Genomic DNA, 24,937 nt, shown 5'->3' on the forward strand with positions numbered 1-24,937 from the left:
GGTCCGGCCCCGACCACCGAAACCCGCGCCGCCCGCTGGCGCAGCCCGCCCACGCCGCCTGCCGACATGCGCCCAGCGTGCGCGCGGGCGGGCGGGGTGTCAGCTCGGCGTGCAGCCCGGACGCGCGGGCGGCGCGTCAGCTCGGCGTGGAGCCCGGCTGCCGGTCGGTGCAGACCTGGCCGGAGGTGGCGAACGTGTCGGTCGAGTAGACCGCGAGCACCGTGAAACAGTAGTCCACCCGGCTGTTCAGCCCGTTGACCGTGTAGCTCGTCTCGCCCGGGTCCACGTCGGCCAGTACGCCCAGCTTCTGCCCCGCCCGACCGCCGGCCACCATGAACGGCACCGCCCCACGGGACGGATCGGTCCAGGTGAGTGTGATGGTGCTGCTCTCGTCGCGCAGCCGCAGGTCACCCGGAGGCGGACCGCTCACCTTCGGCGCGGCCGACGCCAGAGGCGGCGCCGACGTGGCCGGGGGCGCCTCCGAGGCGCGGCCGAACACGCCGAACACCAGGACCGCGGCAACGACGGCGAGGACCACCAGGACGGCGGTCACCGCGACGACGAGCACCGTCCGGCCGCGCCGCGCCGCCTCGGGTCGTTCGTCCTCCGGGTACGCCGGCCAGGCCTGCGCCGACGCGTGTGCCTGCTCGGCCGGCCAGCCACCCTGGTCGGGCCAGCCCTGCTGCGGATTTCCCTGCGCGGTCTGCCCCTGCGTGGCCTGCCCCTGCGTGGCCTGTCCGTGCGTGGCCTGTCCGTGCGTGGCCTGTCCGTGCGTGGCCTGTCCGTGCGTGGCCTGTCCGTGCGCGGCGTGTCCGTGCGCGGCTTGGGCCTGGGGTGGCTGGTTGCCCTGGGCCGGCTGCCGGGCCGCGTGGCCCCCGTCCGGGTGGCCCTGCTGCGGGCCCGGCGGCGGGATGCGTGGCGGCTCCGGGATGTCATCCAGCCCGGCCAGGACCGGCGGGGGCGCTGCCTCAGGTCCGGCCGGGCCCGGCCCGTCGGTGCGCTCCTCGTCGTCCGCGTTCCCTTGCGGCGCGTTCGGCGTGGCGGCCAGGGGCTGCGGCGGGCCGAGGCTGCTCCACGGCGGCGCCGTCATCCCCCACGGTGGCACCGGCGATCCGCTGACGGGCGTTGCGCTGACGGGCGTTGCGCTGATGGGCGTTGCGCTGATGGGTGCTCCGCTGACGGGTGCTCCGCTGACGGGTGCTCCCGTCAGGGGCGGACTACTGACGGGCGGGCCACTGACCGGTGGAGTGCTGGGCGGCGGGGCGATGAACGGGGCTCGGGGCGGGGGCGGCACGGCCACGGGCGCCTGAGCGACCGGTGGTCCGCTCACTGGTGCTGGTGCTGGTGCTGGTGCTGGTGCTGGTGCTGGTGCTGGCGGCTGCGGACTCGCGGGCGGCCCGCTGACCGGCGTGGCCCCGCTGGCCGCTGGTCCGCTGACCGGCGGAGCGCTGGTGGGCGGTCCGCTGACGGGCGGACCACTGACCGGCGGTCCGCTGATGGGCGGGCCGCTGACGGGCGGACCACTGACCGGCGGTCCGCTGATGGGCGGGCCGCTGACGGGCGGACCACTGACCGGCGGTCCGCTGATGGGCGGGCCGCTGACGGGCGGGCCGCTCACCGGCTGTCCGACCGGTGGCGTGGCCGGGGCGCCGCTGACCGGTGCCGGATCGGCCGTGGCAGTGCGCTCCGCCTCCTCCCGCAGTAGAGGATCGATCTGCCGTACCTGAATCGTTGGCTTGTCCCAGCCGGTCGCCCGCCCGGGCGCGGGCTCCGGCTGCGGGACCGGCTCGGCGGGTGCGTTGCCCTGGGCCGGGACAGCCTGCGTCGGCGCAGCCTGCGGTGTGACCGGCGGGGGCGGCGCGGGCGCCGGAGGGCTGGCCGTCGCCGTGGGCTGGGGCGCCCACGGCGAGACCGGTGCGGGTGGCGGCGGCGCGGAAGGGACCATCGCTGGCGCGGGTGAGGTCTGGGGCGGGGGCGGAGTGACTGGATCGGTCCGGGGAGCCGGCACGGCCGGAGGCCCGTACGCCTGGTGCTGCCGCCCATCGTTCGGGCGTGGGGCCGGGGACGGCGGAGCCGGCACCTGCGGCGCCGGCGGAACCGCCGGGTGTGCGGGCACACTGCCCTGGCCGGCGTGCTGCTGCTGCGGGGCGGGTGCCACCGGCTGCACCGGCGGCGCCTCCCGGTGTGGTGCCGGCGCGACCTGCGGCGGGGGCGCGGGGATACGCGGCGGCGGCGGGATGTGCGGCGCCGCCGGTGGCGGTTCGGGCAGGCGTTGGGCGGGCGCCGGGGCAGGAGGCACCGCGGGTGACGGGGTGGGCGGAGCCGGGATCCGGGGCGGGGGCGGCAGCTGCTGCGGCGGCACCGGGGCGACAGGCCGTCGGGGCGGCGAGACGACAGCCTGTTGCGGCGGCACCGGCATCGGAGCCTGCTGTGGCGGTGCAGGGACCCGGGGCGGCGGTGGGAGGTGCGGCGCCGGAGGAGGCGGCGCGGTAGCCTGCGGGCCGGGCGCAGGGTGCGATGGCGGCGGGGGCGCCGGCACGGCCGCCAAGGGCATCGTCGGATTTGTCAGCGCGGATGGAGCAGGTTGCGGGACGGGCGCGGCGGCAGCCGGCCCCTGCGCTCCGTCGCCCAGGTAGTGCCGGGCTGCTCGTACCATCGGGTGGTCCGCGCCGAACACGGCGGGCCCGGCACTGGCGACCCGAGCGAAGTGGCGGCGGGCCTCGTGCCGGTTGCCCAGCTCCTCGGAAACCGAGGCCAGATCGAACGAGAGCGTCAGCATCAGGGGGTCGCCGGGGTGCCACCGGCGTTCGCCGGCCGCGAGCGCCTCCTCCAGCACCCGCCGTGCGGAGACCGGATCGCCGGCCTCCCGGTACAGCCGGGCCAGCAGGTGAGCGCCGCCCAGCACCTCCGGGTGGTCCTCGCCGTAGCTCACTCGGAGCGGACCGAGCGCATCGGTCAGGAACCGACACGCGCCGGCGAGATCGCCTGCGGCGCGGATGGCGAGCGCGCGATGTTGGAGAGCGGCCAGGGGAGAGGGCTGAGACACGCCAGCCATGCTGCCGAAAGAGGGCGTCCCGACGCTACCCACGTTCCGATCTTGGTCGGTTCGCCGCTGCTCTGGCTCGGCGCCCAAGGTGGTGAGCTGGGCAAACAGGGCAGACGGGGGTTGAGGGAAAGGCGATGTGCATGATCCACCCCGGCCGTGTACAGTAATGCCCCGTGCGGCCCACCAGGGCGGCCGAGGGGCGACGAGGTCGCCGTCGGTCGACAGGGTAGGCTGGACGAGTAGGTCCGGGTGGCGGAATGGCAGACGCGCTAGCTTGAGGTGCTAGTGCCCGTATAGGGCGTGGGGGTTCAAGTCCCCCCTCGGACACCAGTTTCGGTGAAGATTCACGTTTTGCGTGACGGGTCACCATACCTGATTTGCCTTTCCGTGGTGGATGTTCCGTGGAAGCCGGGTTTGGCTCGGTGCGAACCGCGACGATGTCGACGTGAGTGCATCTCGGCTTCGGCGGTCCGGTGGTGAACAGCTCATCGATGCTTTGGTGCCGCCGAAGGCCGTGAAGCCGGCTGTCGAGGCTCCGGCGCCGTTGCCGGTGTTGCCGCAGCTGAGCCTGCCGGCCGAAGTCGACGCGGACGGTCTGGTGTTGGGGATGGCTCGCCTGGAACGGTCCGGCCGGCTGTCCGCCCGTGAGTTGCTCGGCGTTTTGGGTTGGTGGCCCGGTAGCCGGGTCGATATTGGCGTCGTGGCGGGCGTGCTGGTGGCCGCCTCCGCGTCTACCGGTCGGCATGTTGTGCACGGCCGGGGTGGGCTGTGCCTGCCGGCTGCGGTCCGGCAGATGTGCGGGCTGCTGTCTGGTGTGCCGGTGTTGCTGGCGGCTTCGCCGTCCCAGCAGGTTCTGGTGGTCCATCCGGTCCACACGGTGGCGCGGTTGCTGGCCGAGCACCACACCCGCCTTGCAGCAGGCGACGGCCATGGCTGACGCACAGCGCATCGCGGACGCGCAGCGGTTGCTGGCCCAGCTCGGCGTGAGTGTGGCCGACCTCCGGGACGCGCAGCGGCCACGGGTGCCGACCATCGCCGAATACCTGCCCCGCGTCATCGCCGCGGCCGGTCCTGGCGCCCGCCGTACCTACGGCAGCTACTGGGACCGTATCGCGGCGCAGTGGGGAGACCGCAGGCTGGACAGCATCGCTGCCACGGACGTCGAGGCGCTGCAACACGAGGCCGCCGCAGGCGCCCTACTGCGGCGCAACGGTCGTGGTGGCCGGCACGCCGGGGAGCACGTGATTGCTGCGGTCCGGGCGATCTACAACCGGGCGATCGCCGATGGGCTGCTGGAGGTGTCCGACAGCCCGGCCCATCGGGTGAGCAAGCCCCGACGGCTGCCCAGTACTCGACGCGCGTTGACGCCCGAGGAGTTGGAAGAGATCAACCTGGCGGCGCGCAGCAGCGGCAATGATGTCGTCCTCGACGCCATCCTGCTGCGCCTGCACACTGAGACCGCCTGCCGGCGCGGCGGCGCCCTCGCCCTACGCCTGATGGACCTCGACCGGGAACGTGGCCTGGTTCGGCTCACCGAGAAGGGCGGGACTCTCCGTTGGCAGCCCATCACCCTGGATCTGGCAGCCATCCTTGATGACCACGCCCGACACCGGGGCGCGGTCCTGCCCACCGACGCGCTGCTGCGATTCCGTCACGGCGGTGCGCTCACCAGTCGCCGCTACGACCACCTGTGGAAGCGCATCGGTGAACGCCTGCCCTGGGTTGCCGCGCAGGGGATCTCTACCCACTGGCTGCGCCACACCACCCTCACGTGGGTGGAACGCCACTTCGGTTACGGTGTGGCCCGCGCCTACGCCGGCCACACCGACAGCACCGGCCCAGCCACCACCACCTACATCAAGGCCGATCTGCACGCCGTCGCCACCGCCCTGGCCGCCATGACCGGCCAACCGCACCCACTCGCCGCTTTCGTCGAGGATCCACAAGAGAGGTCTGGGCGCTTGTTATAGCTACCGTCGTCGAGTACCGCGCGCCGGAAGGCTACTGAGCTTAAGGAATTGGTTGGGTGGCCCCGGGTTCTCTGGGGCCACCCAACCAATTCCTCCAGTTGGGCTGCAGGTCAAGCCGCTGGCGAGCGGGAGTGGTCTGCCTCGGTGCTTGATCTACTCCGATCGGTTACTGGCGGTATCTCCGTTGGGTAGTTCGACGCGGACGACCGCGCGGGTATGCTGCCCGGTGCTGCAGGTCCGTGCGGCATCAATCCTGTGCGCCATCGAGGTGACTCTTCGTCATGCAGAATGCACGGTCGACCGCCACCCTTGTCGCCCTTGCTGTCACGCTCAGTATCGGTGTCACCGGATGTCGTACGCGCACCCCTGTTCCGGCCTGCAGTAGTGCTGACAGCGGTCATTCCGCTGCTTCTGAAGACGGGCAGCAGGACGAGGTGCGAGTCGCCCTTGCCGCTGCTGGCCGATGGGTTGCCGAGGAAACCGTCCGCGTCACCACTCAGGAGGCGGGTGTCGCCGGCCAGGGCGTCATGCATGCGGAGGCGCGAACCGGGACGATGTCTCTGAAGTTTCAGAAGACTGACCGGATGATCCTGGTGACGGTGTATGAGGACGACGTCTACTTCAGTATGCAGAACGTGCCGGGGATCAGCTTTGGCACGAGCTACCGGCTACCAAAGTCTGAGGTGCCGGCGGGCAGCTACCTGGATGTCGAGCCACGAGACCCGGGCGGGATGCGTCGGTTGATCGACGCGGTGGTGAGTGTGCGGCGAGGCGATGAGCGTCAGGCGAGCGGAAGGTCTGTGTTCGCGGGCGCGGTTGATCTGATGGCGACCCCGTACGCGGATGAGAGCCTGTGCCGGGAATTCGGCGACAAGGTCAAGGCGGTCCCCTTCACCGCAGCCGTCGACGAACAGGGTCGACTGTACGAATTCGTGATCGAACTCCGTGCTCTCGCTACCAGGCTGGGTGATGCTCGTACGGCGTGGAGTGCGCTTGGTGTTCCGACGAACACCAGGCGGCCGACGTCCAGTCAACCAGCCGGTGATGTGCCCGGTCTGCTACGAGCCTTGGAGAACTGACGCATGCCGGCTGGGTGTGTCTTTCCTGGCCCTGGCAGCAGATGGTGCCCCAGTTGGGTGTTGCTGGTGCGCTGCTTCGACGGGGGCAGGAAACAAGGCTGTCGCGTGAGGACAGGCGGGCACTGCGATTCGGAGGGGTCGACTCGGCGTTGGGGGCCTGGCGCCTGGAGCGAGGGTGGTTACCCATGCCGCATTGCGATGGGCAGGCCTTCCGAGGGCTCGTCAGGGGGCTTCGTCAAGTGGCTCACCGGTTGAAGAGGTCGACAGCACGGTAACGGTTGTATAACGCCCCCGAGTTCGTAGAGTCGCGCTCTGTGGTTGTGTGAACAGCTCGACGTGTCCGTCGTGGCGCCTACTTGGCGCCATCTGGGCAGCCAAGCATTGATGCATGCGAGGCTCTTGATATTCGGGTATGTGAGCCTGGTGGCTACGAACGGTTACATGACGGTCTGTAGCGGGGTCGCCACCGTCGGGGTGATCCGGTACTGTCCCGCCTCACTTGATCATCGTGGGTGTCTGGGGAGGCCCTGTGCTGGATCGTGTCGGCAGCTCGGCACCTGTCGATGTCTGTAAACGCGAAACACGTTCTGCCGGCGGTTCCGGCAGATTTCTGCTGCGCGAGCGGTTGGCGGCAGCGACCGCAGCGCTGTTGCTACTACCGGCTGTCGGGGTCGTGGTGCCGGCTCTGCCCGCGGCTGCCGCGCGCGCGGCGTCTCCGTCCTGCGATGAACCCGCAGCCTCGGAGGCGCACGCGCTTGCCTCAGCGGCGGCATGCAACACACCCATTGCGGTGGAGTCTTCGCGGTCGGAATACACGCAGGTTGTCGCTCAGCCAGATGGTCGGCTGTCGTTCGAGTCGACGGCGCTGCCGCAGCGGGCGCGTCAGGCGGATGGCTCCTGGGCGGACGTCGACCTGACCCTGCAGACAGGTACTGACGGCGCGATCCGGCCGGCGGTTTCGGTGGCGGACGTGGCGTTCTCCGGGGGAGGGGCGGGCCCCCTGGTCACGTTGCGGCGGGCCGGCAAGGTGCTGCAGCTGTCGTGGCCGGGCGCCTTGCCCACGCCGGTCCTGTCCGGGGACGGAGTCACCTACCCGGAGGTCTTTTCTGACGTGGACCTGGTCCTGCACGCCACGCATACGGGATTTACGCATGTGTTGGTGGTGAAATCCGCCGAGGCTGCAGCCAACCCGGCCATCCGGAAGATCACCTTCGCCGTCGACGGCGACGTGGAGTTGACCCGTCAGCCGGATGGATCGCTTCAGGCCAGTGCCGGGTCGGCGGTGGTGGCCCGGGCCGAGCCAGCGAGAATGTGGGACTCCTCCATTCCGGCCGATGGCGGCGCGCGGGCCATGGAGTCCTCGACCCTTGTCACGGGCGACGGCGCGCTGACCGGTGAGGTCGTCACCAACGTCACGGACTCCGGTGATCTGGAGCTCATCCCCGATCCGGCGTTGCTTACGTCGCCGGAGGTGACGTTCCCGCTGTTCGTTGACCCAGCTTGGTCAGTCGCGAAGTCGAAATGGGCGTATGCGACCAGCAACGGGTGCACCAACACCGACTACACGATGGCGCGGGTGGGCTACAGCCCGGAAGGGCCCTGTGTGGGGGCGAAATTCCGGTCCTACTTCATGTTCCCGACCACCAACGGGACGATCTCGCTGTCGGGCAAGCACATCGAGTCGGCCTACGTGCAGATGACGCTGTACCACTCCTACTCGTGTGGTGACTCACCTGCGCACATGTACCTCACGCCTGTGATCAACGCGACGATGAAGGCGTCCTGGTCGGGGATGACGCTGAAGAAGTGGCTCGACGCGGCAGACGGACACGCCAACAAGGCCGGCGGATGCTCGGACTCGCCGCAAGCCGACATGACCATGAACTTCACCGGCTCGGTGGTCACGGGCCAGGTGCAGACCGCGGCGACGGAGAAATGGAGCTCGATCACGGTCGGGTTCTGTGCCTGCAACGAGGAAGGCCAGTATGAGTCCGAGCAGGGGCGGTGGAAGAAATTCCGGCCCGCCAGCGCGAAGTTGGTCGTCGACTACGACTCGAAGCCAGGCAAGCCGAACAAACTGCAGACCGCCGGAGTGGACTGCCCCACTGGGGGAATGACCATCGGCACGACGACCCCAACGTTCTCCGCAATCTATCCGGACGGAGACTCCGGTCAGACCCTGAGCGGGACATACGAGTGGCTCGAAGTGCCCGCGGCCGGCATGAGTTCGGTGACAGACACCTATCCGACCCGCAAGACACCGCCAGCGGCGGCGCCAGCAACCGCGAATAACCGCGGCACCACCGCCACGGTCACGGCCGCCAACGCCAAGAACTACGCGTTCCGCGTGAAGACGGTGGACCCGGCCCCGTACCAGATCTGGAGCGCATGGTCCGACTGGTGCCAGTTCTCCATCGACACGTCGGTGCCGCCGCCACCGACGATCACACCGCCGACCTTCATCCCACCCGACGACGGCCCGGGACCAGGCGAACCCATCACCTTCACGATCTCGACCACGACCACGGACGTCACCAAGTTCCGCTACAGCTTCACCGGCCCGCCGGCAACCCTGTACGGCATGCGCGCCTACCCCGGCGACGGAACCGGCGGATTCTCGGCCACGTACAGCGAGCCGGCCTCGGCCTGGTACACCGACGGCACGGTCTTCAGCCCCGGTGACCTGTCGGGCGACGGTAAGCCCGACGTGGTGTTCCGCCGGCAGGAAACCGCCGACCTGTACATCGCCAACGGCGACGGGACAGGCGGCTTCCAGGGCGCTGCTCAGCTCCTGGACGCCGGCAACTGGTCCACCGCGCAGTACCTGTTCTCGCCGGGTGACTTCACCGGCGACGGCCGGCCCGACCTGCTCTACCGCGACGCCGCCACCCAGAACCTGTGGATGCGTGCCGGGGCGTCCGGCGGGGGACTGCAGAGCACCTCGGTGCAGATCGCGACCGGTTTCTCGTCCGCCAACTGGATCTTCTCACCTGGGGACTTCAACGGCGACGGCAAGCCCGATGTGCTGTGGCGTAAGACAGACGGCAGCTTCTACATGATCCGCGGCAACGGCACCGGTGGCTGGATCACGGGCACCTCGGAGAACATCGGCGCCGGTTGGGGCGGCGCCGCATTGTTCGGACGCGGCGACTTCTCCGGCGACGGCAAGACCGATGTCCTCGTGCGTCTCAACGGCACGGGGGAAGTGCGGCTGCACAGGGGCAACGGCACCGGTGGCTGGTTGGACACCATCGGCGTCACCAAGGGCACGATCCCCCCAGGGGGTGGCGTGTTCAGCCCTGGCGACTTCACCGGCGACGGGAAACCGGACATCCTCTCCGCGGTTGCGGCCCCACCGAGCTTCGGTGAAGTGCCCGCCGTCACCGACCCGACCGATGCCACCAAGAAGACCGCCAACGTGACCGTACTCGCGTACAAGTACGGCAAGAACATTTTCTGGGCACGCAGCATCGATGCCACCGAAAACCTGGGAAGCAGCAACTCCAAGGAAGTGACGATCGGCAAACCGTCAGGGCCGGTGGCCGAGTGGAGCCTGGAAACCTACCCCGAGCATGATCAAACGGCGGCGCTGCAAGACGGGCAACCCCTGTTTGGTGACACCGACGGGACCGGGCCGTTGGCGAACGACACGCCGCTGACCGCCACCAACATTAACTGGGAAAGCGACGCACGGCTGATCGGCGGAACGACAGCCGCGATGGTGGGAACGGGCAAGCAAGCCCAGACGAGCAGCCCCGTCGTCGACACCACGAAATCCTTCAGCGTCGCCGCGTGGGTTCGCGTGACCGACACCGGCACCACCTGTTGCAAGACCGTCGTCTCCCAGGACGGAGTAGTCACCAACGGCTTTAATCTGTACTACGTCCCCAGCACCAAGCAGTGGGGCTTCTCGATGTACAACGCGGACGGCACCAGTACTCAGGGCGGCTTCGTGTTCGCGGCGGCAACGGCAAACACGTGGACCCACGTGTCTGCCGTCTACGACGCGGCGCAGAAGCAGATGCGCCTCTACGTCAACGGCGTCCTCGCCGGAACCACCAACCACGACTCCACCTGGAACGCCTCCGGTGCCTTCCACGTCGGCTATGCCAAGTGGGGCTCGGGGCAGAGCAACACCGGCGCAGGGCAGATCGCCGACGTGCAAGTTTTCAACCGTGTCCTGGTCGAGCACGACTTCACCGGTCAGCTTGCCTCCGACCCAGACTCCGGCGGTGTCAACGAACCCGGCATCCTGGCGCCCACCGAGGTCGGCCGCTGGGAGTTCGAGCAGGCCCATCCCTGCTATTTCGCCGACCGCGCGGACACCTGCGACGCCGCCGACAACACTCCCTTCGCCCGGTGGCTGGCGTTGAGCGTCGGCAGCGACATTGGCCGCGGTAACCGGGGCAATGGCCTGGCGCTGGACGACAGCTACTTTCCCGATGACGGCGACACCGGTCAGGTGACGCAGGAGGCAGCCAGGTCGGCGACCATCACAGGCCGGACAATGGACGAGGACGGTAACGAGACCACCGTGTGGGCGAACACACCGGTGCTGCGCACTGACCAGTCGTTCACCGTATCTGCCTGGGCGCGGGTAGACCGTACCGACGTCACTCAGACCGTCGTCGCTCAGGACGGCTCCTCGAACAGCGGATTCCTGCTTCAGTACGTCCCCGGCGCCGGCAGCGACCCCGGCACGTGGAAGCTCAGCCTTCCCGCCAACTCGGGGGCGACGAACCCAGCGGACACCACGAGTATCACCGCCGCGGCACCGGAGCCCGACGCTTCCTGGCATCACCTCGTCGGCGTCCTCGACGTGCAGGACCGCGAGTTGCGGCTGTACGTCGACGGGACCCTGGCCACCGCCGTCACGATGAAGACGGCCTGGGCCCCGTGGCAGGCATCTGGCCCGCTGACCGTGGGACGGTCGATCGCCAACGGCACACCGACGGGGTGGCTTTACGGCGCCGTCGACGACATCTCCGTCTACCAAGGAGCCCTCGCTCCGGCACGGGTCAACGCGCTGTACCACGCGCAGGCCGTCGACCCCGACCAAACCTAACCATCACCTTGCCCGAGTGGTCGGGCACTCACCCCGACCACTCGCCTCGCCCTCAGCTCAGCCCACTCTCGTTGCTCAGGATGGTGGAGACCAGATGCTCGACCTCACTCCCGCGGTGATGCGTTCGGGACCAGCCGCACGACGCCAGAGCCGCGTCACACAACTCCGCGCCGTGATGTGTGGCCTGGTCGCCAGCGCACTGGTCACCAGTGGCATGGTCGCCGGAGAACCGGCCCAGGCCAAGCCCACCCCCCACCTCGCCGCGCAAACCGCCACCCTCAACACCCACGGCGGCCACGCCAAGGGGAAGGCCTGGCCGCACACGAGCCAGAAGCGGGAGACCCTACCCGCACCGTCCTGGCCAGCACCTGCCACCGCCACCGTGACGCTGCCGGTTCCGAGCACCCGTAACGCCGGGCCCGCACGTGTCGGATCGATGCCGGTACGGATAGCCCGAGCATCCGGGGCCGCCGGTCGAGACGTGTCGTCGGTGACCGTGCAGATGCTCGACCGTGCCTCCACGCCCGCCAGGTTCCGGGACGGCCTGCTTCTGAACGTGAAGGGTGTAACCCCAGGCGGCAAGCCGGGCAAGGCAACTCTGTCAGTCGACTACGCCGGCTTCCGAAACGCCTACGGCGCAGACTGGGCGTCACGGCTGAAGCTGTGGCAGGTCCCGCCATGCGCGCTCACCGACACCGACAAGCCCGGATGCGCGGTCACGGCACTACCGTCGACCAACGACACCGCCGCCGGCACTGTCACCGCTGATGTATCCGTCACCACGGCCAGCCACGACAAGCGCTCCGCCGCAGCGACCAGCGAGACGGGCACCGGCACGTTGCTCGCCCTGTCCGCCGGCCCCTCGGGACCGTCCGGGGACTTCGGCGCCACCTCGCTGGAGGCGTCGGCGACTTGGGAGTCCGGCGGGTCGTCGGGCAACTTCTCCTGGTCGCAGCCGATCCGTGTGCCCCCGGCCATCGGTGGTCTGGCCCCATCCATTGGCGTCACCTACTCCTCCGCGAGCGTGGACGGCCGGTCCTCGGTGACCAACAACCAGCCCTCCTGGATCGGGGAGGGCTTCGACTACTGGCCCGGCTACATCGAGCGTCGGTACGTGCCCTGCCTCGACGACATGGAGGACGGCGCCAACAACACCGTCAAGACCGGCGACCTGTGCTGGCGCTCCGACAACGCCATGATGTACCTCAATGGTCGAGGCGTCGAACTGGTCTACGAAACCGGCAAGGGGTGGCATCCGCGGGAGGAAGACGGCTCCCTCATCCAGAAGTCGACCGGGGCCAGCAACGGCGATGACAACGGCGAATACTGGAAGGTCACTACCTCCGACGGCATCCAGTACTACTTCGGCTGGCACAACCTGCCAGGTCAGAGCGGCGCCACCGACTCCACCTGGACGGTGCCCGTCGCCGGGAACCACACCGGTGAGCACTGCCACCAGACCACGTTCGCCGATTCGTTCTGCGACCAGGCATGGCGCTGGAACCTCGACTACGTCGTCGACCCCTACGGCAACACCCTGTCGTACTGGTACAACAAGGAAACCAACAAGTACGCCCGCAACATCGACGACAGCGACGACGTCAGCTACGTCCGCGGCGGTACCCTGACCCGCGCCGACTACGGCACCTGGGACCGCGGCGCCACCGACCGGTCCGTCACCCCGACCGCGCAGGTCCTGTTCGACACCGACAACCGCTGCCTCACCTCCTGCACCGTCGACGCCAACTGGCCCGATACCCCCAAGGACCAGGAATGCACCGACACCTCCTGCCCGGGGCTGTACTCACCGACCTTCTGGTCCACCCAACGCCTTACTAAGATCACCACCCGGGTGTGGGACACCACCAAGACCACTCCCGCCTGGCAGAACGTCGATTCTTGGGCATTCACCCACTCGTTCCCCCCACTCGGCGACGGGAGTGACCACGACGGCCTGTGGCTCGACAAGATCGTCCACGAAGGGCTCGTCGGCACCACCGTGACCATGCCGCCGGTCACGTTCACCCCCGTGTCGATGGCAAACCGTGTCCTCACCCAGAACAACACCAGCAACAATTGGCAGCGCATCGACTACATCGTCACCGAGTCCGGCGCGAAGATCGACGTCGAATACTCGCTCCCCGAGTGCACCGGCTCCAACGTGCCCGCCGCACCGCAGAACAACACCATGCGGTGCTACCCGGCCCGCGTCATCGACCCCGACGACCCGCAGGGCGAGGCTCTGGAGAACGAGTGGTGGCACAAGTACCTCGTCAAATCGGTTTCCGAGTCCGACATCCAGCTCAGCAACGGCTCGGCGCCGCCGAAGTTCACCTACTACGAGTACGTCGGCGCGCCTGCCTGGCACTACGCCGACGACGACGGCCTGACCAAGCCCAACCGCAAGACGTGGAACCAGTTCCGCGGCTACGCCACCGTCAAGACCAGGGTCGGTGACGTACCGGGCGCGCAGACCCTCACCGAAACCCGCTACCTGCGCGGTATGCACGGCGACCGGCTCACGTCCACCACCACCCGCAACGTCACCGTCTCCGCCTCCATCGGCAGCGAGACGGTGTACGACGAAGACCAGTTCGCCGGCATGGTCCGCGAGAAGATCATCTACAACGGCACCGACACCAAGCCGGTCTCCAAGACCGTGAGCGTGCCCTGGCGATCCCCCGCGACCGCCTCCCGCACCATCAACGGCGACACCGTCACCGCCCGCTTCATCCGCGTCCAGAAGACCTACAAGGCCACCGCCCTTGGCGTCGACGGCGCCAGAGGATGGCGCACCAGCAGCACCCAGACCTGGTTCTCCGACACCTACGGCACAGCCGACAAGATCCAGGACGACGGGGACGTCGCCAAGACCGGCGACGAAAAGTGCCAGACCCTCACCTACAACCGCGGCATCACCGCCAACCTCCTCACGACGGTGAAGCAGAGCACCACCACCGCTCTGCCCTGCGGCACCGCCACCACCAGCACCGATCACGTCATCTCCGACACCCGCAACTACTACGACGGCGCGACCAGCCCCGACACCGCGCCAAGCAAGGGAGCGGTCACCAAAGTCGAACAACTCAAGGACTGGACCGCCACGGCCGGCACGACCTGGCAGACGACGAACCAGGCCACCTTTGACGCCTTCGGACGGCTCACCTCCGCCACCGACATCAAGGGAAACGTCGTCAACACCTCCTACACCCCGGCCAGCGGCGGCCCGGTAACCGGAATCACCACCAAACGACCCGCCCCGTACAACTGGACCAGCTCCACCGTCCTCAACCCGTACTGGGGCTCCACCACGAAGGTCACCGACCACAACAACCGGGTCACCGACGTGTCCTACGACGGCCTCGGGCGGGTGTGGCGTGTCTGGACCGTCGGCTGGGACAAAACCGGCCACGAGAACAGCCCGTCAACCGAGTACACGTACCACTTCGCACCCAACCGCCAGGCCTACCCCTACACCATCTCGAAGACGATCAACGCCGCCGGCGGCTACAACACGACCTACCAGATCTTTGACGGCCTACTGCGGCCCCGGCAGACCCAGACCACCGGCGCAACTACCAACATCACCCTGATCAACGACACCTTCTACGACAAGCTCGGGCGCGCCGAAACCCGCTACAACACGCACCCAGAGGCCGGAAACCCGTCGGGAACCTTTTGGTGGAAGCCCGAATGGTCCGTCCCCTCCCTCATCCGGACCGTTCACGACAACGCCAACCGCTCCACCGCCGAGATCTTCCTCCACGGCGACGGCACATCCAGCCTTGTCGAAAAATGGCGCGTCACCACCAGCTACGAAGGTGACCTCACCAAGGTGACCCCGCCCGACGGCGGCACGCCCACCACCACCGTCGTCGACGCCCAGGGCCGTACCGCTGAACTCCGTGAACACACCACCAGCCAAGGCGTCGATGGCGACTACCAGTCGACCTGGTACACCTACAACCCCAAGGACCAGCTCGCCAAAATCGCCGACCACCTCGGCAACGAGTGGACCTACACGTTCGACGTCAAGGGCCGCCAGATCTCCTCAAGCGACCCCGACAGGGGAACGACCACCAACCAGTACAACCAGTACAACGAACTTGAGAAGACCACCGACGCCCGCGGCGAGGCTCTCTGGTACGTCTACGACCCACTCGGTCGTAAGACCGAACTGCGCGACGACTCGGCCACCGGCGCCCTGCGCGCCAAGTGGAAGTACGACACCCTCTACACCGGCTCCACGTCCGGCGCAAAGGGCCAGTTGACGGAAGCGTACCGATACGACCCACCCGGCTCGACGAACATCTACAAATGGCAAGTCGGCGGTCTCACCCAGCGCTACCAGCCCAGCACCGTCAACTACGTGATCCCGGCAGCCGAAGGCACTGGACTCGCCGGCACCTGGACCTACGGCTACGGCTACTCCGAGTACGACGGCACCCCGACCAGCATCCAGTACCCGAGCCAAGCCACCGGCAGCACCGTCGGCACCGGCCTGCCCAACGAACAGGTCGTCACCCTCTACAACCAGACTACGGGCCTGCCCACCTCGCTAACCTCCACCAGCGCCGGCACCTACGTCACCCTGCAGACCTACACCGAGTACGGCGAACCCCACATCACCACCCGCCAGCGCGCCGGCGGCCAGTACGTCGAGGACGCCACCTACTACGACGACGTCACCCGCCGCGCCAACCGCATCACGATCCAGCCCCAGACCGCCGCCGGCACCGTCTCGGACCGCCGATACACCCCCGATGACGCCGGCAACATCCTCTCGATCACCGACACGCCGGAAATCGGCAGCAACGACAACCAGTGCTTCGGGTACGACACCCTGCGCCGCCTCACCTCAGCCTGGACAACCAAGGACGACGTCGCCTGCACCACCGACCCCACCACCGCCAACCTCGGCGGCCCCGCACCCTACTGGCTCGACTGGACCTTCGACGCCGTCGGCAACCGCACCAAAGAGGTGTCCCACGGCGCCATCAGCAACACCGAACGCGTCTACACCCACCCCACCGGCGGCCCCGGCGTAGCACGCCCCCACGCCGTCACCAAGGTCACCACCACAATCGGCACCAACCCCGCCGTCGTCACCAACTACAGCTACGACAACGCCGGCAACACCACCTGCCGACCCGCCGGAACCGCCGCCAACACCTGCCCACCCAACGCCCAATCCCAAAACCTCGCCTGGGACGCCGAAGGCCGCCTCGCCACCATCTCCGGCGACGCCCCCTCCGCCGGCAGCAACATCTACGACGCCGAAGGCAACCGGCTCCTGCGCCGCGACGCCACCGGCACCACCCTGTACCTACCCGGTCAGGAAATCCGGCGTGCCAACAGCTCCGCCGTCAGCGGCACCCGCTACTACACCTTCGGCGACCAGCTCATCGCCAGCCGCAACCCCACCGGCCTCACCTGGACATACACCGACCACCAAGGCACCCAACTCACCGCCATCAACGACGTCACCCAGGCCGTCACCACCCGACGCCAAGACCCGTACGGACAACCCCGCGGCGGAACGCCCACCTGGCCCAATACCCGCGGCTTCGTCGGCGGCGACCAGGATCCCACCGGACTCACCCACCTAGGCGCCCGCGAGTACGACCCCGGCCTCGGCAGGTTCATCAGCGTCGACCCCATCCAAGACCTCGCCAACCCCCAGCAATGGCACGGCTACTCCTACGGCGACAACAACCCGGTCACCTACTCCGACCCCAGCGGACTCAAAGCCTGTTCCGACGACAACTGCCGCTCCGGCGCTGACTACGAGGACCTGTACGGCGACTACGTTGACGTCGAAGGCGAAAACGACGGCTGTGACGGCTGCCACGAGACCCACGACCCGGCTGGAAGGCCCAAGGTCGACCCGTTCGTAACCCACCTGGCGACGCCAGTGGTCGGCGGCATCCCCGAATACGTTCTCCAGACCGGCTACCAGGATGCAGACGGCGTCTTTACCTGGGCCGACGCATACGACTGGGCAGCTAAAGACCCATCCCATGGCTCGTACGTCTGCTACCACATGCTCGGCCTCTCCGAAGCGAGCTGCAACACCCTCACCTGGAAATCACCGCCTAAGGGTGGGTGGGCGGGACTCGCGGGTGTGATCTTGGTGGGAGCCCTCGCTGGCTGCGCCGTGGCAGGCCCTGAATGCTGGGGCGCGGCAGCAAGAGTGCTAACGCGATTCGCCATATCCCCGATCGGTCGTTTCGGCGCTGCTGCTGCCGCAGGAGCTGGCGAATTCGCTGCCAGCGGCAGCCTCCTTGGCGCCGCTGGTACTGGAGCACTCACAGGTTACAGCGTTGCCGTCGCTGGAGGGCTGTGTAGTTTCGATGGTGACACACGCGTCCTTCTCGCCGACGGTTCTGCTAAGCCGATCGAAGAGCTTAAGGTTGGGGACCGCGTTGCCGTGGCGGATCCGGAAACAGGCGAAGCGGGCCAAGGGACGGTAACGAACGTCTGGGTTCACCAAGATGTCCTTCAGCCCCTTGAGGTGGAGGGCCACACTCTCGTCACTACGGAGGACCACCCGTACTGGAATGCCACCGATCATGAATGGCAGCCAGCGGACCAGCTTGACCCAGGCGATCTTCTTCTAACTCCTTCGGGGCGGGTCGTTCAGACTCAAGGGCTCAAGGATGACCAGGCTGCTACTCGTTTGGCATACAACTTTACTGTCGACCCCGTCCACACGTACTATGTGCTCGCCGGCAACAGTTGGGTACTCGTTCACAACACGTGCGTCAACTGGAGCCCCAAGAGCAGGCCAACCTTCGGGCACACATTCAGCCAGCATGGAGCGGGCGCTAAGAATACGAAGAGTTTGATGGATCGCGCTCGAAGCACTGGGCAGGCTCAGGGGCAGTGGCTTGATAACGACGCGGCCGCCGCTTTCCTCAGGGGTGCTCACTTGTCCGATGCCGGTCCTCGGGGTGTCGTTATTCCGGAAGGTCTGGGGCAGGTGATTATGCCGGATGGCTCCATCGTGCCGGCCACTCGTGCCATCCTGGTCCCGAGTGGTAACGGACTGTACAAGACCGCCTATCCTGTGCTTGGTCCATAGCGACGAGTGAAAGCGTGTTCGATGACTTTTAGTTGTTTCTTAAGGCGCCCTTCGGACGGTCTCCGAGTCGATGCCTTTAGGCCGTCACGAGAAAGCTTGGACTACGAGTCCCTAGTCATGGAAGCGTGTGCATTGTTATCGGAAACGGATTGCCGATTCTTCGTCGGCGGATTTGGTCAACGCGATTGGCGCTTGGATGTTGCCTATGATCTATCGGCCGTGCTGGAGCAGCTTCCTTCCCTTCTGGTTGGTCTGCGCACGGGAACTGAGGCAGAACTCGACCTCTACTCGCAAGGTGTTGAGAGGACGTTGAAGTTTACCCGAATCGGCCAGGATGTCGTTATTAGATGTCGCTCGCAGACATCATGGGCCCCGAATCCGGAGACGGAGGTCATGTCTTCCCATGATCTGGAGTCCATGTTTGTCCGGCTTGCCAATGACTTCGCCACATCTTTGGAATTGGTGAATCCTTGCATCTCCTCGCTCCCGCCGTTTCGCGATTGGCGGCTCGGAAAAGCCTGATGGTTCAGCTCCGGTGGCCGTTCGCCTCGTGGAGGTTCTGTAACAGGGGCTAACCTCAGCCCTTCGTTAAGGGCTGTCCAAGGAGTGGGCCGAAAACAAAGAAGTGCCTTCTGATCAGGCCCGACTTGGGCCACGATCGGCTGATTCCGTGGTTGGCAGGGCTGTGACCCGACTTGGGCCATTTAGAGTTCCTAACAAAGTCGCATGACGTGTCGGTACGTGATGATGCAGGTGGCGAGGCTGAGGAAGGCTTCGTGCATGTCGTCACGGCGTTCCCAGCGGATGCGTAGCCGTCGCATGCCGTGGTACCAGGCGATCGTGCGTTCGACCACCCAGCGGACCACGCCGAGGCCGGAGCCGTGGGGCTGGCCGCGGCGGGCGATGCGTGGGCGGATGCCCTTGGCGCGTACCGCCTTGCGGTACTTGTCGTGGTCGTAGGCGCGGTCGGCGAAGAGCTGATCCGGGCGGCGTCGTGGCCGTCCGCGCCGTCCGCGTACGGGTGGGATCTTGTCGATCAGTGGGAGCAGTTGGGTGACGTCGTGGCGGTTGCCGCCGGTCAGCGACACGGCCAGGGGGATGCCGGCGCCCTCGGTCAGGATGTGGTGCTTCGAGCCCGGGCGGGCGCGGTCGACCGGGCTCGGGCCGCTTTTGGGCCACGTCGGGCGGCCCGCACATGCGAGGAGTCGATCACGGCGCGGGACCAGTCCAGCTTGCCGGCCGCCTGAAGTTCGGCCAGCAGCAACTCGTGCAACCGCTGCCACACCCCGGCCCGGTTCCACTCCTCCAGGCGCCGCCAGCAGGTCATCCCGGACCCGAACCCCAGCTCCTGGGGCAGGAACTCCCACTGGATGCCGGTGTGCAGCACGAACAGGATCCCGCACAGCACCTGCCGGTCCGGGATCCGCTTGCGTCCGGGATGCCGTGGGTTGCGCTCAGGTTTGGGCAGCAGCGGCTCGATGCGCTGCCACAGCCCGTCCGGCACGATCCACGGCGGCTGCTCGCCACGCCTCACGGCCCGACATCGTAGATCACCCTCTACAAGGGACGGCAGACCCAGAGATCATTTTGTTAGGAACTCTTAGTGCGTGCCGTGGATCGCGTTGAGAGCGGCGTGGAGGTCGTCGGGTAGGGGGTCAGCGGCGGTGATGGTGTGTTCGCCGGCCCGGATCTGGATGGTGCGGTAGCGGCGGGCGGTGGTGACGAAGCGTTTGATGCTCCAGCCGATGGTGTGCTCGATCCAGCGGGACACGGCCAGGGCGGCGAACACGATGGTCAGGTGGGCTTCGATCGATTCGCGGGTGTGGTGGTAGATCGGCCGGGCGGCCAGGTCGGTCTTGGACATCCGGAAGGACTTCTCGACCTGTAGCAGCCGGCTGTAGGCGCCGATGACCTGCTCGGGTTGGGGGTTGGGCAGGTTGGTGATGTAGCCCTTGATCCCGGCCAGGGCCCGGTTCTTGGCCTCCAGGGTTCGGTTGATGCTTTTGGTCGCGCCGGTCAGGCGTACGTACCGGTTCCGCTTGACCGCTGTCTTGCCTGCGACGGCGTTCTCGGCCTTGGCGATCTGCTGGTCGATCCCCCGTAGGGTGCGGCGGGCCCGGTCCGTCTTGTACTGGTAGAAGATCGTGTGGTCGCGGCGTTTGTCGCCGGGGCCGGCGGGCCAGGGTTGGACGAACACGTGCCCGTCGGGGATCTCGGTGTCGGGGTGGGTGTCGCGCCATTCGGTGACGACGTAGGGCACATCGGGAACGCGGGCGCCGAGGATGAACGACAGCCCGGCGGCTTCGATGGCGCGTTTGTTCGCCTCGGACACCATGCCGGCGTCGGCGATGACGGTGACATCCGGCAGGTGGTGCGCGTCGAGGAAGGCCCGTAGGACCGGCAGCATGGTGGTGGTCTCGGCCCGGTTGCCCTCGAACGCGTGCACCATCAACGGGAACCCCGACCCGTCGGTGAGCAGACCGACGGTGATCTGCGGCTCCAGACGACGTTCCTTCGAGAACCCCGGCTCGCGGAACCCGTCTCCTTCGTCGGTCTCGAAGTACAGCGTGGTGACGTCGTAGAGCAGCAACGTTGTCGGGCCCAAGCTGACGTGCTCGGCGCAGGCGCGTGCCAGCCGGGCCCGCCACCGCCCGCCAGCGGGATCGACACCGGCCGGCTGCCCTGCCGCGGGATCACCGGGGCCGTCGCCGTCTCGGGCTGCGTCGTCGGGGTTTTGATCGGCGCCGGCGTAGACGCGCAGCCGTCGCTTCACCGTCCGGTAGGACGGTGGGTCCATACCGGCCTCGGCGAGTACCCGCAGGGAGTCCAACTTGCTGGTCGGCTCGATGATCCTGGCCAACACCAGCGCTTTGAACACCTCGTCCCGGCCGGTCGCCGCCCCGAACCCCAACACGTCGTAGCCACGGCCGAGCGCATCCAGCAGATGCCCCATCCGTGAGGAGGTGATCGGTAACGCCTCGCCCTGGTTGGCCGGGCTGCCCGGCAGGCGCAGGTCCAACTCGCCCTGCCCCGCGGCCAGCCGTTGCCGCGCCACCGCCTTGAGCAGCTCCAGGTCCGCATCCGTGTGCGCGGACCCGATGTGCTCGATGTCCCGCGAGCCCCGCCGCTGGGAATGCACGATCTGCACCGCCCGCGCCCCAGACGCCGTCTTCACCGTCCGCACGTACGCCACAGCCGACACGATAAAACCCGACCCGTTTAGTGCGTACCTCCCAACACAACACCCCAGGTCACAGCCCTGCCAACCACGGAATCAGCCGATCGTGGCCCAAGTCGGGACGAACTCGGTGTCGTTGTCGCGGGTCTGGGCCTGCGCTACTTGATCGAGCTGTGGAGCGACGATGGAAAAGGCCTTCTGCGAGAACTGACCGGATGACTCGTTCGGTATGAAGGTACTGTCGGCAGTCGACGAGCTGGGTGAGACGCAAGGGTTGCTTGCCTGAACGGTCCATCGGTCCACAGGGGCGACAGACGCCTTGCCCTGATTAGCCTGTGTGACTCGCCGGCGTCCTAGGGGAATGGCTCCGCGTGGCGCCGCACGGCAATTCGAAGAACTCCGGACTTTCGGCCGTGTGCCTGCGCCGGCGCGGGCAACAGAATTGATTGCATTAGTTGCACCGTGGCGTGCCCGTGGGCAGCTCACGCCTATGGCGTTACGCATCGTGAGGTGCTAGGCTTAACGCATGAGCACCCATTTGTGTATTGGGTGCTACATGGGCGTGGCCGAATCCCCTCGGACACATCACTACCACATATTGATCATGGGTCGAGCGGGTTGACCTGTGTGGATGGTCCTTTGGTCGGTGTGCAGCTCTCTTGATCGCACACGATGGTGATCTTGTTTTTGCGCAAGAGTGCGGCCAGGTCGTGTGGGCTCTGGGCGTCGCTGGCGAGGCTGGGATGACCGGCGAGTCTTGTGATGATGTGGTCCTCCCTGAGGTAGAGGATCTTGCGTCGGCGGTTGGTGGGCTGTTGGGTGCTGGTGTGGCCGTGGCGGCATCGGTAGCCGGGGCGTTGGTTGATCCAGTGGGATTCCATTTTTCGGCCGCATGGTCCGCAGCGCAGTAGTCCCGTGAACAGGTAGCGGCGGGTGGTGCCGTCGTGGGCGCTCCGGTGGGAGCGGACGGCCTGGGTGGCGACGAAGTCCTGTTCGCTGACCAGCGCGGTGTGGGCCCGTTGCTTGGAGATCACCCAGTCTGCGGTCGGGTTGCCGGTTCCAGACCTGTCGGCCGGTGTAGCGGGGGTTGTTCGCCCAACGCCTGACGTTGGCGAGGATCGCTGCGACCGTTCGTAGGGTCCACCGGTCGCCGCTGCGGTGGGGATTGCGGTTGGGATCGATGCCCGACGGGCAGGGGTATGTCGGCGTTGTTGAGGGCACGCGCGATGCTGGCGAGACTCCACCGGACGTGTCTGGCTGTGGCCGGATCCGGTTCGAGGCGCTGAAGCCTGCGGCCCCAGCGGGCGTGCGCGGTGTTCGGATGAGGGCCGGCGTCAACGAGTCGGTAGCCGTAGGGCGGCCGGCCACCGAGATACCGTCCCTGCTCCCGCGCTTGGGCCCGCATCGCGGTGACGACCCGAAACCGGGCGCGCTGCACCTCGCGTTTCGACTGGGCGCCCAGCATCATGATCAGCGCTTGGTGGGTGGGGTCGTGGTGATCGACGGGTCCGTCCGTCTCGGGCAGCCACAGCTGCACACCGTGCTGTTCGAGCACGGGTGCCAGGTGCTGCAGTTGGTTGGCGGAGAACGCCCGTTCGTACTCGCCGACCACGATTGCGTCGAACCCGCGATCTGGGTCGTTGAGCGCGGCCAGCAGCGCGGCGGCCCTCGGACGCTGCCGCCAGGCGCGGCGGCGGGAGCAGCCGACGTCGAAGTACTGGGCGACGATCACCCCGTGGCCGGCGACGAGCTCGCTGGCGCAGTCCCGCTGCCAGTGCCAGGACGTCACCCGGTCCTGGTGCTCGACGGTCGACATCCGGCCGTAGAACGCAAATCGCAGGCCAGGTTGCCGTTGGATAGGTGGTTGCGGAACGTTCTGCGGCTGGCTGTTGAGCCATCGGGTCAGGGGATCGAGACCGTCACTCTGGTTGTCCGACACGCCGACATTTCTACGAAGAATCCTCGTGGTCGAGTCGGACAGGCAGTCCGCTGGCGTTCATTACGGCAGTCGGGCGAATCGAGCCACCATGGCCCTGATCAGAGGATCCCGCGAGCCGGCCTGGCGGGTCGTGCCGGTGAACAAGGCGTGGGACACCGCCGTCACGACGATCGATCCGTGCCTTTGGGCTGCTTCTGGGGCATGGTGCATAGCGGGCCCGAGGTTCTACTCTCTGCCCATGGCTGATCCACACACCGTGGTTGATGGCGACGTCAGCGCCGAGCGGCCAAGCGAGGGCTGGACCCCTGATCTTCGGGTGTCGGAGGATCTGACGCCGCTGCCTTACGTTGATCGGGCGCTGCCGATCCTTGGTCTGTTCGCCGGGCTGGTGGGGCGCGGAACCCTTGCCCGGTATCGGGTCGCGTTGCTGCGTGAGCTTGCGGCCCAGCCGCGAGCACGCATGAAGATTCGGGAGATCCAGGAGAGTATCGATTGGCTTGAGCCCGCGTCGGTGACCCGGTTGGTGCAGGATCTGCGCGGCACAGGCCTGTTGCTGCTTGATGCTCGGACGGGCAGCTACCAACTCGGCGCTGAGGCGCGGGTCGTGGCCGCGGTGTGTGGGGCCGTGACGGCGCCGACGGTCGATTACACGCAGATCATCAAGGTGCTCGCCGCGACAATGAGGCTGGCCGACGCGATGAATGTGCCTTCTGAGGCGGCATACGCGACGTTGCTGTCGGCGATCGCAGTGCTGGAGTTCGATTACCAAACCCTGCAACGGTTGCTAGACGACTACTCCGAGGACGCCCTGCTCGAGGCGGCCACGATGGCTGAGCGCCACATCGAGGACATGAAAGATCTGCTCGACGAGCAGGCCGGCATGTTCGTCCGGTTTCAGGAGGATCCAAGGTTTCTGGACCATGACCAGCGCGCGTATAACGTGATCGCCACGCTGGGACAGCTTTCCTCCGAGGTGGTACGGCTGCTGTCCCACCGTGCCGACACTCGGATGCGCGGCACCCTGCGGGTCAGCAGGCAGGATGTGCGACGGCTCATCGGGGGAAGCACGTTGGACGAACTAGCGGCCCTTGTCGACGAACGTGTGCGGCTGGCAGTGTTCTTGCCTGCCGTCGACACAGTGGCTGCGTTCACGGCACTTGATGACTATCTCGGCCGAGCTCGCCGGCCGCCGACGCCACCGCCCGCGCCGCGGCGCTTGCCTGTGGAATCACCCGGTCACGCAGGCGCTGATCCGGTCCGTATCGCCGCCGACGCGTTAGTTGATCTGGCCACACAGGGTGAGGCAATGCTTGCCGATTGGGTTGTGCAAGACTCATGGCCGGGCGCGCTTTTACGGATGACCAGCGCGGTGGAGGCGTGGTCACGGCATGGGCCTTGCGGTGATGGCACCCTCAACGCAGTGCTGGAGGCGCGGCCCGACGTGGCCACAGTGAGCCTTTCCGCGTAACGGGTCGTGGCGTTGGGTGATCAGGTTGTGCGGTTGTGCTCGATGTGCAGGAGTACGAGGGCCGCCGCGGTGATCCTGCCGATGTTCCACGGGCACAGGCTGACGTTG

The 24,937-nt window shown here is 67.3% G+C and carries 12 protein-coding genes, 1 tRNA gene and 3 pseudogenes; 9 read left to right on the plus strand and 7 right to left on the minus strand.

Annotated features, from left to right (window positions below; translation table 11 throughout):
- Positions 1–136: 136 nt before the first annotated feature.
- Positions 137–598 (minus strand): annotated as a pseudogene (locus tag ABGB16_RS11550) (fibronectin type III domain-containing protein); the annotation flags it as partial.
- A gap of 811 nt (positions 599–1,409) precedes the next feature.
- Between ABGB16_RS11550 and ABGB16_RS11555 the strand changes: the two are divergent.
- Positions 1,410–1,727 (plus strand): hypothetical protein, encoded by a 318-nt coding sequence (locus tag ABGB16_RS11555; RefSeq protein WP_347668011.1) that lies wholly within the window; start codon positions 1,410–1,412, stop codon positions 1,725–1,727.
- 1,097 nt (positions 1,728–2,824) lie between these two features.
- On the opposite strand, the pseudogene ABGB16_RS11560 reads toward ABGB16_RS11555, so the two are convergent.
- Positions 2,825–3,055, minus strand: a pseudogene (locus tag ABGB16_RS11560) (tetratricopeptide repeat protein); the annotation flags it as partial.
- A gap of 234 nt (positions 3,056–3,289) precedes the next feature.
- On the opposite strand from ABGB16_RS11560, the gene ABGB16_RS11565 reads away from it, so the two are divergent.
- The 7 genes from ABGB16_RS11565 (at position 3,290) to ABGB16_RS11595 (ending at position 18,766) form a co-directional block, all read left to right on the plus strand.
- Positions 3,290–3,376: transfer RNA gene (locus ABGB16_RS11565), tRNA-Leu, on the plus strand.
- Positions 3,377–3,440: 64 nt separating this feature from the next.
- Positions 3,441–3,983 (plus strand): hypothetical protein, encoded by a 543-nt coding sequence (locus ABGB16_RS11570; protein ID WP_347667995.1) that lies wholly within the window; start codon positions 3,441–3,443, stop codon positions 3,981–3,983.
- On the plus strand, positions 3,976–5,016 hold the full coding sequence (locus ABGB16_RS11575) for a site-specific integrase (protein WP_347667996.1): 1,041 nt from the start codon (positions 3,976–3,978) through the stop codon (positions 5,014–5,016). The genes ABGB16_RS11570 and ABGB16_RS11575 overlap by 8 nt, the downstream gene beginning before the upstream one ends.
- Before the next feature lie 281 nt (positions 5,017–5,297).
- Entirely contained in the window at positions 5,298–6,095 is a 798-nt protein-coding gene (locus tag ABGB16_RS11580; protein ID WP_347667997.1) for a hypothetical protein, read from the plus strand.
- A 529-nt stretch (positions 6,096–6,624) separates the two neighbouring features.
- Positions 6,625–11,160 carry a LamG-like jellyroll fold domain-containing protein gene (locus ABGB16_RS11585; protein WP_347667998.1) on the plus strand — a complete coding sequence of 1,512 codons (4,536 nt, stop codon included), beginning with the start codon at positions 6,625–6,627 and terminating at the stop codon, positions 11,158–11,160.
- A gap of 94 nt (positions 11,161–11,254) precedes the next feature.
- Positions 11,255–18,244: an RHS repeat-associated core domain-containing protein gene (locus ABGB16_RS11590; protein ID WP_347667999.1), complete on the plus strand. Its 6,990-nt coding sequence runs from the start codon at positions 11,255–11,257 to the stop codon at positions 18,242–18,244.
- 96 nt (positions 18,245–18,340) lie between these two features.
- Positions 18,341–18,766, plus strand: a complete 426-nt coding sequence (locus ABGB16_RS11595; RefSeq protein ID WP_347668000.1) for a hypothetical protein — start codon at positions 18,341–18,343, stop codon at positions 18,764–18,766.
- Between the two features lie 191 nt (positions 18,767–18,957).
- Here the strand turns inward: ABGB16_RS11595 and ABGB16_RS11600 are convergent.
- From ABGB16_RS11600 to ABGB16_RS11615, 4 genes are all read right to left on the minus strand, one after another.
- A protein-coding gene (locus tag ABGB16_RS11600; protein ID WP_347668009.1) for an IS5 family transposase occupies positions 18,958–19,751 on the minus strand; the annotation gives its coding sequence in 2 pieces (ribosomal slippage) (positions 18,958–19,418 and positions 19,418–19,751; 795 coding nt in all).
- Between the two features lie 93 nt (positions 19,752–19,844).
- Positions 19,845–21,392 carry an IS1634 family transposase gene (locus tag ABGB16_RS11605; protein WP_347668010.1) on the minus strand — a complete coding sequence of 516 codons (1,548 nt, stop codon included), beginning with the start codon at positions 21,390–21,392 and terminating at the stop codon, positions 19,845–19,847.
- Positions 21,393–22,024: 632 nt separating this feature from the next.
- Entirely contained in the window at positions 22,025–22,456 is a 432-nt protein-coding gene (locus tag ABGB16_RS11610; RefSeq protein WP_347668001.1) for a zinc ribbon domain-containing protein, read from the minus strand.
- A complete protein-coding gene (locus ABGB16_RS11615) occupies positions 22,453–23,238 on the minus strand; it encodes a recombinase family protein (RefSeq protein WP_347668002.1) in 786 nt (261 codons plus the stop codon). Before ABGB16_RS11615 ends, ABGB16_RS11610 begins: the two co-directional genes overlap by 4 nt.
- Positions 23,239–23,599: 361 nt before the next feature.
- On the opposite strand from ABGB16_RS11615, the gene ABGB16_RS11620 reads away from it, so the two are divergent.
- The gene (locus tag ABGB16_RS11620; RefSeq protein ID WP_347668003.1) at positions 23,600–24,829 is read left to right on the plus strand and encodes a hypothetical protein; all 1,230 of its coding nucleotides are present in this window, start codon (positions 23,600–23,602) and stop codon (positions 24,827–24,829) included.
- Between the two features lie 20 nt (positions 24,830–24,849).
- Here ABGB16_RS11620 and ABGB16_RS11625 read toward each other — a convergent pair.
- A pseudogene (locus tag ABGB16_RS11625) lies at positions 24,850–24,937 on the minus strand (IS5/IS1182 family transposase); the annotation flags it as partial.

It is taken from the genome of Micromonospora sp. B11E3 (genome assembly GCF_039871625.1).
In the GTDB taxonomy this organism is placed as follows: Bacteria; Actinomycetota; Actinomycetes; order Mycobacteriales; family Micromonosporaceae; genus Micromonospora.

Coding starts and splice junctions, on each gene's coding strand:
- ABGB16_RS11575 (WP_347667996.1), top strand. CDS start 3,976: ATGGCTGACGCACAGCGCATCGCGGACGCGCAGCGGTTGCTGGCCCAG.
- ABGB16_RS11620 (WP_347668003.1), top strand. CDS start 23,600: ATGGCTGATCCACACACCGTGGTTGATGGCGACGTCAGCGCCGAGCGG.
- ABGB16_RS11570 (WP_347667995.1), top strand. CDS start 3,441: ATGTTCCGTGGAAGCCGGGTTTGGCTCGGTGCGAACCGCGACGATGTC.
- ABGB16_RS11580 (WP_347667997.1), top strand. CDS start 5,298: ATGCAGAATGCACGGTCGACCGCCACCCTTGTCGCCCTTGCTGTCACG.
- ABGB16_RS11615 (WP_347668002.1), bottom strand. CDS start 23,238: ATGTCGACCGTCGAGCACCAGGACCGGGTGACGTCCTGGCACTGGCAG.
- ABGB16_RS11590 (WP_347667999.1), top strand. CDS start 11,255: ATGCTCGACCTCACTCCCGCGGTGATGCGTTCGGGACCAGCCGCACGA.